This window comes from Glycocaulis albus (assembly GCF_014639075.1).
Classification (GTDB): Bacteria; Pseudomonadota; Alphaproteobacteria; order Caulobacterales; family Maricaulaceae; genus Glycocaulis; species Glycocaulis albus.
The window spans coordinates 278,620-290,760 of sequence record NZ_BMFS01000003.1; the positions used below are offsets into that span (position 1 = coordinate 278,620).

The window sequence follows — 12,141 nt, forward strand, 5'->3', positions numbered from 1 at the left end:
CGATGCTGATCAGACCTGAGACCCAGCAGGACCAGGCGGATGTCCATGCCCTCACCTGCGCCGCCTTCCAGCGTGATGACGAGGCAAGACTGGTTGATCTGTTGCGCGACAAGCATGGCGAGGAGGCGATATCGCTGGTTGCCGAGATACCCGGCAGCGGGCTTGCCGGGCATATCATGCTCTCGCCCGCGCCCATCGTCGACGAGGCAGGCCATGTGGTCAGCAACGGGCTGGCGCTGGCCCCTGTCAGTGTGGACCCGGCCGGTCAGCGCAGCGGTGTCGGTTCGGCGCTCTGCCGCTCTGCGCTCTCCTGCGCGCAGGCACGCGGCGCGCCTTATGTCGTGCTGATCGGCCACCCGGCATACTATCCGCGCTTCGGCTTCGTGCCGGCCGGACCGCTGGGCATAAGATGCCCTTATGAGGGCGTGCCCGAGGAGGCGTTCATGATCGCACGGCTCGACCGCCCGGCCATGGAAGGCGTCAGCGGGCTGGTACGCTTTGATTCCGTGTTCGAGGGGTTGTAACGCTTGAGAGCTGACAAAGCCCTGCTCGCATGTGTATAATCATGCGCATATCGAAGCTTGGAGGTTTGTCATGGCTGGTCCGGCAAACAAAGCCCGCGTCAACCTGACGGTGGAGACACATGTGCTCGAAGCGGCGCGCGCCCTCGGGCTCAATATCTCGCATGCTGCTGAGGACGGGTTGAAGCGCGCAATTCAGGAAACTCAGGCGGAGCGCTGGAAACGCGAGAATGCTGACGCCCTGATGGCACACAACGCGCGTATTGAGCGGACCGGCACGCTGCTGTCACCGGAATGGGCGGCAGGCCTATCCGGGAAGGACTGAGAATTGCCGCGTCAGTTCGATGTTCACCGCGTGCCGCTACCGGGCGTGCCGTTTGTGGTCGTCGTTCAGTCCAGTCTTCTGGCAGACCTTGCCAGCTGTGTTGTCATTCCGCTGGTTCCTGTCGCCCAGTCCGCGAGGGAGGCCGTCCCGCGCCTGAAACCCGGCATCGACGTCGATGGCGTTACATACACACTGGTGACGACGGACATGGCGGCTTTGCCCGTCCGCAGCCTCGGACCGGCCGTAACCAATATCGAAGAGACATCACGCGGAGCCATTCTCGCTGCGATTGATCTTCTGATCTTCGGCGTCTGACGGAAGCCAAAGCCAGATCATTTCCCTTATCACGGGGAAGCTGCTATAGCGCCGCGCTGTATGGGCGCCGGAGCCAATCCGCGTCCCCGGAAATTTTGTGGCGCGCCGCCAGACCCGTTTCTGAGCGCGCGCCTGGCGAGGCCTTTTCATGACGCTGCCTGACACCATCCATCCCGCGCTGCGCGCAGCGCTGGCGCGCAAGGGCTATGAGACGCTCACTGACGTTCAGGGCGCGGTACTGGCAGATGATGCTTTCGGGCAGGACTTGCTGGTCTCGGCCCAGACCGGCTCCGGCAAGACGGTGGCCTTTGGGCTTGCGATGGCGCCTGATCTTCTGGGCGACAACGAGAAGCTGCCCTTTTCGCAAAGCCCGCTGGCGCTGGTGATTGCGCCCACGCGCGAGCTCGCCCTGCAGGTGCAACGTGAGCTGGGCTGGCTTTATGGCGATGCGGGCGCGCGCATTGCCTCTGCGGTCGGCGGGATGGACCCGCGGGCTGAACGCCGGGCCATGGAGCGCGGCGCGCATATCATTGTCGGCACGCCGGGACGGCTGAAAGACCATATCGAGCGGGGCGCGCTGGATCTGTCTTCCATTCGCGCCATCGTGCTGGATGAAGCCGATGAGATGCTGGATTTCGGTTTCCGCGAAGACCTTGAATTCATTCTGGGCTCTGCGCCGGAAGAGCGCCGCACCCTGCTGTTCTCGGCCACGGTCTCGAAAGAGATCGCGCGCATCGCCCAGACCTATCAGTCCGATGCGGTACGTATCTCCACGATCAGCCAGGGCAGCCAGCATGCCGACATTGCCTATGTCGTGCATGCGGTGGCACCGCGCGACCGGGAAAATGCGGTCATCAACGTGCTGCGCTATCATGGCGCGCCGCGCGCCCTGGTCTTCTGCGGTACGCGCGAGGCGGTAAACCGTACCGCAGCGCGCCTTGCCAATCGCGGCTTTGCCTCGGTGGCGCTGTCGGGTGAGCTCAGCCAGGCTGAACGCACCAAGGCGCTGCAATCGCTGCGTGATGGCCGGGCCACGGTCTGTGTGGCGACCGATGTCGCCGCGCGCGGGATCGACCTGCCCGGTCTCGATCTCGTCGTCCATGCCGATCTTCCCAATAATGCCGAAACCCTGCTCCACCGTTCCGGGCGTACTGGCCGCGCCGGCGCGAAAGGTATCAGCGTGCTGGTTGCCGGGTTCAACCAGCGTGGCCGTGCGACGCGCCTGCTTCGCGATGCGCGCCTTGATGCGCAATGGACGGAGGCGCCGGACGCCGATGCCGTCCGGGCGAAAGACCGCGAGCGCTTGGGCGAGCACCCCGCTTTTATTGGCGAGATTGATGAGGTCCGGCTGGCCGAGGCGCACGAGATCATTGAGCGTTTTGGTGCTGAGCGCGTCGCGCTGGGCTTCCTGGCTGAGCTCGAACGCCGCCTGCCTGCACCTGAAGAGCTGGGGGCGGATACCGGTCCGGTTCGGCGCGAGGAGCGCGGGCCGAGGGAGCGCAGCGAACCGTTCGAACGCCGGGAGCGGCGTGAACGTACCCCGCGCGCCGGGTTTGAGGACAGTGTCTGGTTCGAGGTGGATATGGGCCGCCGGCAGCGCGCCGAGCCGCGCTGGCTGGTGCCGATGATCTGCCGTCTGGGCGATGTCACGGGCCGTGATATCGGCGCGATCGATATCGGCGAGGTGGCGACCCGGTTCGAGATCACCGGTCCGCAGGTCGAGCACTTCGAAAAAGCGCTCCTGGCGCCGCGCGAGCGCGACCAGAACGTAGTGGTCCGCCGCGCAGGCGATACACCCTTGCAGCCGGCCAATCCGGATGCGCCCCCGGCCCGCCAGCGCCCGCCGCGTGATGCGCGCCCCGGCAAGCGCGAGCGCTTTGCCCGCAAGGCCGACCGCGATGAGGACGCGCTCTATGAGGACAAGCCGCCCGCGCCGAGTGTGAACGTGAGGCCGCTGCGCGAGGGCAAAGCGGCGGATGGAGCGCACAAGGGGCCGCATAAGGCCGGCAAATCCTATAAGGGCGATAAACCCTTCAAGGGGGACAAGCCTTTCAGGAAGGACAAGCCCGGCAAGGACGGCAAACCGCAGGCCGGCAAAAAGCCCTACAAGGCCGAGGACAGGTCTGGCGGCGACCAGACCCTGAAGCGTGTGAAACGCAAGCCGCGAAAAGAGAGCTAGCCAGACGCCTGTATGGCAGCCCGGACTTTCAATGCCTGTGCCGTTTCGCGCACATCATGCACCCGGATCATTGCCGCCCCTGCCTGCGCGGCATGCAGGGCGGCGGCAATCGACCCGCCAAGGCGCTGGTCTGCAGGCGCATCATTGTCCAGTGAGGCGATGAAGCGCTTTCGCGAGGCCCCGAACAATATGGGGAAGCCGAGGCCTGCAAGGCGCGGCAACGCCCCCATCAGTGCGAGGTTGTGCACAAGCGTCTTGCCAAAGCCGATACCGGGATCAAGCCAGATATTTTCACGTGAAACGCCTGCCTTCATGGCCGCCGCAGCGCGCGCCAGCAGGAAGGCTTCAACCTCGCCCGCCACATCGTCGTAATGCGGATCTGCCTGCATGGTGCGCGGTTCACCCTGCATGTGCATGAGGCAGATCTGACAGCCCAGCTGCGCCGCCACGCCGAGCGCCCCGGGGCCCCCAAGCGCAGTCACATCATTCCACATCGACGCGCCCGCCTGAATGGCGGCCCGCGCCACGCCCGGCTTCATCGTATCGATGGAAAGTGGCATATTTGTACGGGCGAGTTCCTCGATAACCGGGATCACGCGGGCGAGCTCGTCAGCTTCGCTGACGGGCTCCGCGCCCGGCCGTGTGCTTTCCCCGCCTATGTCCAGCCAGTCAGCGCCGGCCTCTACAAGTGCGTGGCCATGCGCGATGGCGGCTTGCGCGCTGGCGTGGCGTCCGCCATCGGAAAAGCTGTCAGGCGTCACATTGACGATGCCCATGACGAGGGGGCGAGGGCGCTGTGTCATGGCGAGGTGTCAGCCCTCATCAGAGAGACGCCGGAAGGCGTAAGGGTAGGGCGCGCCGGGCAGCGAAAATACGCGCTGGTGGTCCATCGTACTGCCCCATTCGCGGTAGGTGAAGAAGCTCTGATGGCCGCGCAGGCTGGCGCCGAAGCGCATTGCATCCCCGGATTCGGCCGGCATAACGCAGCTCTCGATATCCACGGCGAAATAATAGCCCGCATGGGCTGGCGAGCGGGCCTCCATCCGACAATTCTCAGGATAGCCGATGAGGTCCGCCCCGGTGAGGGAGGCAAACGCGCCCTCTTCGTCCGCCCGGCCTGCAAAGCTGTCAGGATCGCGCAACTCGAAAAGGTCAAAACCGGCGAGCATGCCCGCATCATCCTCGCGCAGCACCCAGATGCGCTGACGGCTGACGGGGCCGTCCTCCGCGCCGGAGCGCCACTCCACATAGATCACGTGCCCGCCAAGCCCGGGTGCCTCAACTTGTGTATGGGCAGCGTATTGCAGGTCCAGCCATTCTTCTGCGGTTCCAGGCTGCGCTTCACGCCACTCTTCCGGCGCGTTTTCGTATTGCTGGGCGTTGGAAAAGCGCCCCGTAAGAAAGCCGCTCCCATGGGCCGCGCTGCCATATGCCGGCTCAGCCTCCGCTTCCGGCGGGGTGTCCGGCTCTGCGAAGGCAAGGGCGGCAAGCAAGAGCGCGATCATGGCAGGTCTCCATAGCAGGCGGCCCATTCCAGCCTCCCGCGCGCCATCGTGCAAGGTCCGGCGCGGTGCGGTGCGCAGGCACAATCCTGAGAATGGCTCACGTGCGGCGCCCGGTGTGTGCTATGAGCGCGTCTGAAGCCGAGCTTTGGGGAGCCGCGCCCTTGACCGCAGGGTCTGACGATATCAGCCAGGAAACATCTGCGCCGCGCTATGTGTGGCTGGCAGAGACGCTCAAAAAGCGCATCGCCGCCGGTGACCCTCCGGTTGGCAAGCTTCTGCCGACCGAGCATGCTCTTTGCGAGACCTATGATGTTTCCCGCCACACGGCACGCGAGGCGCTGCGCCTGCTGGCGGAAGCCGGGCTGATCGTGCGAAGGCGCGGAGCCGGCACGCTGGTGATTGCCACCGAGAGCAAGGCCGCCTTCTCCCAGCGCCTGGGCAATGTCGACGATCTGATGCAGTATGCGCGCGATGCGCGCCTGTCACCGGATGCGACGGCAATGGTGGCGCTGGAATCCCATCTGGCACGTGCTTTCGGCATCGCGCCGGGCGGGGAGTATATGCGGGTATCAGGCCTTCGCGCCGTGCCGGGCGAGCCGCCCCTGGCCCTGACCGATATCTATATACGCGCTGATCTCGCGCCGCCGGTTGAAAAACTGGTGGAGATGAATGGGCTTATCATCGAATGGATTGCCAGTGTGCGCGGCGTGGCCACAGCGCGCGTTGACCAGGCGATTCTTGCCGGCGCCATGACCGAGCGGGAGGCGCAAAGGCTTGATTGCGAGGCCGGCGCGGCGGCCCTGCGCACACGGCGGCGCTATTATGACAAGAGCGGGCGGGTGATCGCGCTATCTGACACCGTCCATCCGGGCAATCGCTTCGTCTACGAGATGAGCCTGCTGCGGGAAACAGAGGGCTAGATCAGCCCCTCAATATCCAACCCGCCTTCCATCTCCACAGGGCCGGACAGGTGCACATGGCCGTCTGCGTCCCAGCGCACGGGCAGCTCGCCGCCATCGGCGATAATGACCGCCTCACGCCCTGTCAGGCCGCGCCGGTGCGCCGCAACCAGCGCTGCGCAGGCACCCGTGCCGCAAGCCAGAGTCAGCCCGGCCCCGCGCTCCCACACCCGCAGGCGTATGGTCTGGCGATCGATCACTTGCGCGAAGCCCGCATTCACGCGCTCGGGGAAAAGCGGATCATGTTCGATCGCTGGGCCGATTTCGGCCAGCGGCAATGCGGCCACATCGTCGACGAAGAAGACCGCGTGGGGATTGCCCATGGAGACGGCGCCGGGGCCTTCCAGCCGCCCGCCACCCGGCAGGGAAGCCGCGTAATCAAGCCGCAGTGTGTCCATTTCGCGGGCCAGCGGAATATCGCGCCAGCCAAGCCCGGGCGGGCCGAGATCGACCTCTACAGCGCCGGTATCCAGCCGCCGCGCGCTCAGCACGCCGCCTTTGGCTGCGAAGTTCAGCCGGGAGCGGGCGTCGTCCTGAAACATCAGCCAGGCGGCCGCCCGTGTGCCATTGCCGCAGGCCCCCACCTCGCCGCCATCAGCGTTCCATACCCGCAAGGCGGCATCGGCCACGCCATGGTCTTCCAGGCCCATGATCTGGTCGAACGGATAACACGCATGCAGCGCCGCGACCTGTCCGGGCGGCAGGGTCAGGGTCCTGCCATCTCCGCGCGCGTCGATCACGATAAAGGCGTTTCCCGCCCCGTTCATGGCATAGGCTTTCATGCCGTCAGCCGATACGCCTCATCCGCGCGGGGCGCAAGCCGGATGGAGGTGTCAGGTTTGTAATGTAGCGGGCTTTGACCTTGGCAGCGGGCCGGAGTTGAATACCGCTCAGTTTTCCTATGGGGGATCAGATATCCATGAAGACGTATCAAGCTGCCCTGATGGTTGCAGGCTCGGCTCTTTTGCTGGCTGCCTGCGAACCGGCTGGTGAAACCGGAGATGCCACTGTGACCGAAACTGCGCCTGCCTCTGATGCCCGGAGCGAGGAGAGAGCCGGCGTGGATGCCGAGGCGCGTGCGCTGAACGCAGCTATCCAGTCAGGCTCGGAAGAATTGCTCTGGCTTGAAGAGGTAGAGGGCGAGGAGGCACTTGCCTTTGCGCAGGCCCAGAACGAGCGCTCGCTCGGCCTTCTGCAGACCGATCCGCGCTATCAGCAGCATTATGACCGTGCCCTTGAAGTGCTCGAGAGCACGGATCGCATCCCTTACGTCTCGGTGCGCGGCGGGGAGCTGTGGAATTTCTGGCAGGATGCGAACAACACGCACGGCTTGTGGCGGCGTACCACGCTGGAAAGCTACGAGACGGACAATCCTGAATGGGATGTCGTGCTCGATCTTGATGCGCTGGCAGAGGAAGAGGACCGCAACTGGGTGTGGCGCGGATCATCCTGCCTGGCGCCGGACTATAATCGCTGCATCCTGACCCTGTCTGACGGCGGATCGGACGCGGCAGTGCGGCGCGAGTGGGACATGGAGACCCGCAGCTTTGTCGAAGGCGGGTTTGAAATTCCGGCCACCAAGGGCTCAACCGCCTGGATCGACGAGAACACGCTGCTGATCGCCACCGCGCTTGATCCTGAGGAGACGACCACATCGGGCTATCCTTTTGTCGTGAAACGCTGGACGCGCGGCACGCCCATCGAAGAGGCCGAACTGGTGTTTACGGGCGCAGCCGGTGATGTCGGTGTATGGCCTGCCCGGTTCGAACAGGCTGACGGCACCTTCTACCTGCTGGCCACACAGGCAGAGACCTTCTTCGAGAGCGTCTACTGGCTGTTGCCCGACAATGCGCAAGGCGAGCCGATCCGGCTCAACCTGCCGCGCCGCGTCAGCCCGCAGGCCCTGTTCGGCGACCAGCTCATCTTCTCGATCGAGGAGGAGTGGACACCTGAAGAAGGCGGCGAGACCTATCCGCAAGGGGCGGTCCTGTCGCTGTCCATGTCGCAGCTGGCTGCCACTGGCGAGCTTCCGGCCATAGAAACCGTGTTCGTGCCGGGTGAACGCCAGTCGGTTGGCGGTTTTGCGGCAACGGCCAGCCATCTGTTGGCGGTGATCAACGACAATGTCGTTGGCGGGCTGTGGGTGTTCGAACGGAGCGATAATGGCTGGCAGCGCCGCCAGATCGAAACGCCGGAGAACACGTCTGTTTCCATCGTTACGGCCGATGATCAGTCGGACCTCGCCTACGTTTCTGCGCAAGGCTATCTGACGCCCAACACGCTCTACCGGGTCAGCGAGGACGCCGCCGCGCTCACCCCGGCCCGGTCCATGCCGGACTGGTTTGATACTGAAGGCCTGGTGGTTGAACAGCGCGAGGCAACGAGCGCCGATGGCACGCAGATCCCCTACTTCATCATCCACAATCCGGAACGCAGCAGCGCCGAGCCGGGACCGACCCTGCTCTATGCCTATGGGGGCTTCCAGGTCAGCCTGAACCCCAGCTATTCGGGTACGATGGGCCGTCTCTGGCTGGAGAATGGCGGCACCTATGTGCTGGCCAATATCCGGGGCGGTGGCGAGTTCGGCCCGGCCTGGCACCAGGCTGGCCTGACGGTCAACCGTCAGCGCATCTATGACGACCTGATCGCGGTCGCCGAAGCGCTGGTCGAAGATGGCGTGACCACCACGGACCAGCTTGGCGTGATGGGGGGATCCAATGGCGGCCTGCTGACCGGTGTGATGTACACCCAGCGCCCGGACCTGTTCGGCGCGGTGATCAGCCAGGTTCCGCTGCTGGACATGATGCGCTTCCATACCATGCTGGCAGGCGCCAGCTGGCAAGCCGAGTACGGCTTCCCGGACGAGAACCCGGAGGAGCGCGCCTTCCTGCGTTCGATCTCGCCGCTTCACAATGTGAACCCGGACCGGGACTATCCGCCGCTCTTCCTGCTGACCTCGACCAAGGATGACCGGGTACATCCCGCCCATGCCCGCAAGATGGCCTATCTCACCGACGCGCTCGGCCTCGACATGCTCTATTACGAGAACATGGAAGGCGGCCACTCGGCGGCAGCGAACCTGCGCGAAACGGCCAATCGCCTCGCGCTGGAATACACTTTCCTGATGCAGAACCTGATGGATGGTGAGGAGTAGGCTCTTCCAGGCCAACCATCTGAAAATGAAAACCCCGCCGGAGCGACCCGGCGGGGTTTTTTGTGTGCGATTGTGCCAGCGTTCCTAGGCCAGCGCCTTCTCCAGTTTCGCGATCAGGTCCGGGAATGCGTTTCTGGCGGCATCGGTGAGGAAAGCGATATCGACCCTGTCATAGGCATGGGCGAGACGGGTGCGTAGCCCAATGGCCTTCTTCCACGGGATGTCCGGATAGTCCGCCACTATACCCGGCTCGCTTTCAATGGCTGCGCGAAGGGCTTCACCGACAATCTCACAGGCGCGTTCAAGTGCGCGGCGGGCGACAGGGTCGCTAGCAATTGCGTCAGCGTCGCGGCCAGTGACGAGTTCATGCGCGAAACGTGCTTCGTTTAGCGCGTCTGACAGGCGTTTGCGTATCTGGGCCCTCACAGCGCCACCCTCACACCTGTCATCGCCACTTCCCGCTTGAGCTCCGGTGACAGGGAGCGGGCATGGATCACGTCCACATCGCGCAGGAAGATGTCTTCCAGACGCTCGGCCACCGCAATGAGCGCGTCATAGCCAAAGCTCTCATCCGCTGTCTCAATGACCACATCCACGTCGCTGGCGGCGTGGGCCTTGCCGCTAGCTATCGAACCGAAGAGGGTAATCGCCGTAACACCAAGCGTACGCAAGCCGTCCCGCCCCGCCATCAGGCGGGCGCGGGCATCGTCCAGCGTGGGTATGGCGAGCGCTGTGTCCATGCGCGCAGTGATAGCACGGATTTGACGCGTTCACCCTACCCCATGGTCGGGATGATGAAGGACTGGTCGGTGACCTCGCCGGTGGGCCAGCGCTGGGTGACGGTCTTGATCTTGGTGAAGAAGCGCACCCCTTCCATGCCATGCTGGTTGGCATCGCCAAAGGCCGAGCGCTTCCAGCCACCAAAGGTATGGTAGGCGACCGGCACCGGGATCGGCACATTGATGCCGACCATGCCGACATTCACCTTCGCGGCAAACTCGCGCGCGGCCAGGCCATTGCGCGTGAATATCGCAACGCCATTGCCGTACTGGTGTTCGCTGGGCAGGCGCGCGGCTTCTTCCAGGTCTTTCGCCCGCACGATCTGCAATACCGGGCCGAAGATTTCTTCCCGATAGGAGCGCATGTCCGGGCGCACGCGGTCAAAGAGTGACGGGCCGACGAAGAAGCCCTTCTCATGGCCCTGCAGCTCGAAGCCGCGGCCATCGATGAGAAGCTCGGCGCCCTCTTTCACGCCCATTTCGATATAGCTCTCGATGCGCGCCTTGTGAGCGGCGGTGACTACGGGACCGTAAATGGCATCCGGATCGAGGGAGTGGCCGGGGCTCAGCTTCTCGATTTCCGGGATCAGCGCCTCGATCAGCCTGTTGGCCGTGTCTTCACCGACCGGCACCGCCACCGGCAAGGCCATGCAGCGCTCGCCCGCCGAGCCGAAGGCGGAACCCACCAGATCCTTGACCACCTGATCCATGTCGGCGTCGGGCATGACGATGCCGTGGTTCTTCGCGCCGCCCATGGCCTGAACGCGCTTGCCGTTCTCTGCGCCCTTCACATAGACATACTGGGCGATGTCGGAGGAACCGACAAAGCTGACGGCCTTGACGTCCGGGTGCTCAAGGATCGCATCGACCACTTCCTTGTCGCCATGGACGACGTTCAGCACGCCGTCGGGCAGGCCCGCCTCGCGCATCAGCTCGGCCAGGCGCACCGGCACGGACGGATCGCGCTCGGAGGGTTTGAGGATGAAGGCATTGCCGCAGGCAATGGCGACGCCAAACATCCACATCGGGATCATGGCCGGAAAATTGAACGGGGTAATGCCGGCAACCACGCCCAGAGGCTGGCGCATGGAATAGACATCAATGCCGGGGCCTGCGCCTTCGGTATATTCGCCTTTCAGGAGGTGGGGCACACCGCAAGCAAACTCGATAACCTCCAGCCCGCGCTGGATATCGCCCTTGGCATCGGCCACGACCTTGCCGTGCTCTGATGCCAGCAGGCGGGCGAGCTCTTCCATATTCTCTTCCACCAGGGCCTTGAAGCGGAAGAGAACGCGGGCACGGCGCTGCGGATTGGTGGCAGCCCAGGAGAGCTGGGCTTCCTTGGCGATCTCCACCGCGTGGGCGAGCTCGGCCCTGGTGGCGAGTGGCACGCGCGCCTGCACTTCGCCGGCGCTCGGATCGAACACATCGCCGAAGCGGTCTGAATTGCCGGTTTCGTGCCGGCCCTTGATGACATGCGGGATGATACGGATATCGGCGCTCATGGCTTGTGTCCTCCTTGCGGCAGGGCTGAAGCCAGCCCGCCCCTTGTCGTGTCTGGCGACGGGATTAAAGGGTGAAGCGGCGAGTGTCGAGGCGTGCGAAGCGGCACTAGCGGGTGAATTCCAGCGGCCCGCTGTGCGCCGCTGTCCCGGCAAGCCGGTCAGCGCGGGTGTAAACGCCGGCCCACAGCTCATTACCTGCCGCGTCGAGGAGCGCCAGCCTTGCGCGGTGTTCGGGTTCAATCACCCAGCGCGCAGCGTTTTCAAGCCCGTGCGGACAATCACCTGATGCGATGGCTTCGCCTTCCAGCGCATCGCCGGAAAGAACCAGTCCGCATGTCCCGGTTCGCCATGCGCCGGTGATCTGGTCTGCCGCGAGCGGAGAAACCATGCCGGAAATGCGGACCATCTGCGCAGGTAAAATCCGGTTGGGCGGCGGCCGCGATTCCCGGTCAAGGAAGGCGGTGGGCTCATCAGGCGGCGTCTGTGCGCAGCCGGGAAGGGTTGTCGTGGAAAGGACACAGGCAGCAAGCAAGTGGCGGAGGGTCATTATGAAAATGTTTGTTAGCGGGGTTTTTCGGCCTAACCTTACGCCAAGGCAGTCCGATGTCTAAGCTGCTTTTCGGACCTGCATGACAACAATCAAGGGGAAGTTCCGATGATCAAAGGGATCAAGACGAGCCTTTATGCCGCGGCCTCTGCCAGCACGCTCGCACTGGCGATGACCGCGCCGTCAGCTGCCATTCCGTATCGCGATGATGTGGGTGATGAGGGCGCACAGGCCTTTGCCGCCGAATGGGACGGCGTCATCCAGATATTCATGTGGAACCGGATTAGGGCGTGGACTCATAAGCTCTGACCCAGAGTCTTGCTGATGCGAGTGCGATGGCGGCCAGGAAGTT

The 12,141-nt window shown here is 64.2% G+C and carries 14 protein-coding genes; 7 read left to right on the plus strand and 7 right to left on the minus strand.

Annotated features, from left to right (window positions below; translation table 11 throughout):
- Window positions 1–2: 2 nt before the first annotated feature.
- From IEV75_RS05325 to IEV75_RS05340, 4 genes are all read left to right on the plus strand, one after another.
- Window positions 3–524 (plus strand): GNAT family N-acetyltransferase, encoded by a 522-nt coding sequence (locus IEV75_RS05325; protein WP_188451502.1) that lies wholly within the window; start codon window positions 3–5, stop codon window positions 522–524.
- A gap of 70 nt (window positions 525–594) precedes the next feature.
- A complete protein-coding gene (locus IEV75_RS05330) occupies window positions 595–846 on the plus strand; it encodes a type II toxin-antitoxin system CcdA family antitoxin (protein ID WP_188451503.1) in 252 nt (83 codons plus the stop codon).
- 3 nt (window positions 847–849) lie between these two features.
- Window positions 850–1,161 carry a CcdB family protein gene (locus IEV75_RS05335; RefSeq protein ID WP_188451504.1) on the plus strand — a complete coding sequence of 104 codons (312 nt, stop codon included), beginning with the start codon at window positions 850–852 and terminating at the stop codon, window positions 1,159–1,161.
- A gap of 148 nt (window positions 1,162–1,309) precedes the next feature.
- A complete protein-coding gene (locus IEV75_RS05340) occupies window positions 1,310–3,340 on the plus strand; it encodes a DEAD/DEAH box helicase (RefSeq protein ID WP_188451505.1) in 2,031 nt (676 codons plus the stop codon).
- Here IEV75_RS05340 and folP read toward each other — a convergent pair.
- Both folP and IEV75_RS05350 read right to left on the minus strand, forming a co-directional pair.
- Entirely contained in the window at window positions 3,337–4,143 is an 807-nt protein-coding gene (gene folP, locus IEV75_RS05345; RefSeq protein ID WP_188451506.1) for a dihydropteroate synthase, read from the minus strand. The two genes, IEV75_RS05340 and folP, sit on opposite strands and share 4 nt — an antisense overlap.
- Before the next feature lie 9 nt (window positions 4,144–4,152).
- Window positions 4,153–4,845 (minus strand): CpcT/CpeT family chromophore lyase, encoded by a 693-nt coding sequence (locus tag IEV75_RS05350; RefSeq protein ID WP_188451507.1) that lies wholly within the window; start codon window positions 4,843–4,845, stop codon window positions 4,153–4,155.
- A 122-nt stretch (window positions 4,846–4,967) separates the two neighbouring features.
- On the opposite strand from IEV75_RS05350, the gene IEV75_RS05355 reads away from it, so the two are divergent.
- Window positions 4,968–5,765 (plus strand): GntR family transcriptional regulator, encoded by a 798-nt coding sequence (locus IEV75_RS05355; protein ID WP_188451508.1) that lies wholly within the window; start codon window positions 4,968–4,970, stop codon window positions 5,763–5,765.
- Here the strand turns inward: IEV75_RS05355 and dapF are convergent.
- A complete protein-coding gene (dapF, locus tag IEV75_RS05360) occupies window positions 5,762–6,586 on the minus strand; it encodes a diaminopimelate epimerase (RefSeq protein WP_233351759.1) in 825 nt (274 codons plus the stop codon). The two genes, IEV75_RS05355 and dapF, sit on opposite strands and share 4 nt — an antisense overlap.
- Window positions 6,587–6,723: 137 nt before the next feature.
- Here dapF and IEV75_RS05365 point away from each other — a divergent pair, with 137 nt between their 5' ends.
- The gene (locus IEV75_RS05365; RefSeq protein ID WP_188451509.1) at window positions 6,724–8,958 is read left to right on the plus strand and encodes a prolyl oligopeptidase family serine peptidase; all 2,235 of its coding nucleotides are present in this window, start codon (window positions 6,724–6,726) and stop codon (window positions 8,956–8,958) included.
- An 84-nt stretch (window positions 8,959–9,042) separates the two neighbouring features.
- Here IEV75_RS05365 and IEV75_RS05370 read toward each other — a convergent pair whose 3' ends face one another.
- From IEV75_RS05370 to IEV75_RS05385, 4 genes are all read right to left on the minus strand, one after another.
- Complete coding sequence (locus tag IEV75_RS05370) at window positions 9,043–9,384, minus strand: HepT-like ribonuclease domain-containing protein (RefSeq protein WP_188451510.1); 342 nt, start codon at window positions 9,382–9,384, stop codon at window positions 9,043–9,045.
- Entirely contained in the window at window positions 9,381–9,698 is a 318-nt protein-coding gene (locus tag IEV75_RS05375; protein ID WP_188451511.1) for a nucleotidyltransferase family protein, read from the minus strand. Before IEV75_RS05375 ends, IEV75_RS05370 begins: the two co-directional genes overlap by 4 nt.
- A gap of 35 nt (window positions 9,699–9,733) precedes the next feature.
- Entirely contained in the window at window positions 9,734–11,230 is a 1,497-nt protein-coding gene (locus IEV75_RS05380; protein ID WP_188451537.1) for a CoA-acylating methylmalonate-semialdehyde dehydrogenase, read from the minus strand.
- A gap of 118 nt (window positions 11,231–11,348) precedes the next feature.
- Entirely contained in the window at window positions 11,349–11,789 is a 441-nt protein-coding gene (locus IEV75_RS05385; protein ID WP_188451512.1) for a hypothetical protein, read from the minus strand.
- A 108-nt stretch (window positions 11,790–11,897) separates the two neighbouring features.
- Here IEV75_RS05385 and IEV75_RS05390 point away from each other — a divergent pair, with 108 nt between their 5' ends.
- Entirely contained in the window at window positions 11,898–12,098 is a 201-nt protein-coding gene (locus IEV75_RS05390; RefSeq protein ID WP_188451513.1) for a hypothetical protein, read from the plus strand.
- Window positions 12,099–12,141 lie beyond the last annotated feature (43 nt).

Excerpts from the sequence above, each read along its gene's own strand:
- dapF (WP_233351759.1), bottom strand. The coding sequence starts at position 6,586 with ATGAAAGCCTATGCCATGAACGGGGCGGGAAACGCCTTTATCGTGATC.
- IEV75_RS05390 (WP_188451513.1), top strand. The coding sequence starts at position 11,898 with ATGATCAAAGGGATCAAGACGAGCCTTTATGCCGCGGCCTCTGCCAGC.
- IEV75_RS05350 (WP_188451507.1), bottom strand. The coding sequence starts at position 4,845 with ATGATCGCGCTCTTGCTTGCCGCCCTTGCCTTCGCAGAGCCGGACACC.
- IEV75_RS05330 (WP_188451503.1), top strand. The coding sequence starts at position 595 with ATGGCTGGTCCGGCAAACAAAGCCCGCGTCAACCTGACGGTGGAGACA.
- IEV75_RS05340 (WP_188451505.1), top strand. The coding sequence starts at position 1,310 with ATGACGCTGCCTGACACCATCCATCCCGCGCTGCGCGCAGCGCTGGCG.
- folP (WP_188451506.1), bottom strand. The coding sequence starts at position 4,143 with ATGACACAGCGCCCTCGCCCCCTCGTCATGGGCATCGTCAATGTGACG.
- IEV75_RS05365 (WP_188451509.1), top strand. The coding sequence starts at position 6,724 with ATGAAGACGTATCAAGCTGCCCTGATGGTTGCAGGCTCGGCTCTTTTG.
- IEV75_RS05355 (WP_188451508.1), top strand. The coding sequence starts at position 4,968 with ATGAGCGCGTCTGAAGCCGAGCTTTGGGGAGCCGCGCCCTTGACCGCA.
- IEV75_RS05375 (WP_188451511.1), bottom strand. The coding sequence starts at position 9,698 with ATGGACACAGCGCTCGCCATACCCACGCTGGACGATGCCCGCGCCCGC.
- IEV75_RS05385 (WP_188451512.1), bottom strand. The coding sequence starts at position 11,789 with ATGACCCTCCGCCACTTGCTTGCTGCCTGTGTCCTTTCCACGACAACC.
- IEV75_RS05325 (WP_188451502.1), top strand. The coding sequence starts at position 3 with ATGCTGATCAGACCTGAGACCCAGCAGGACCAGGCGGATGTCCATGCC.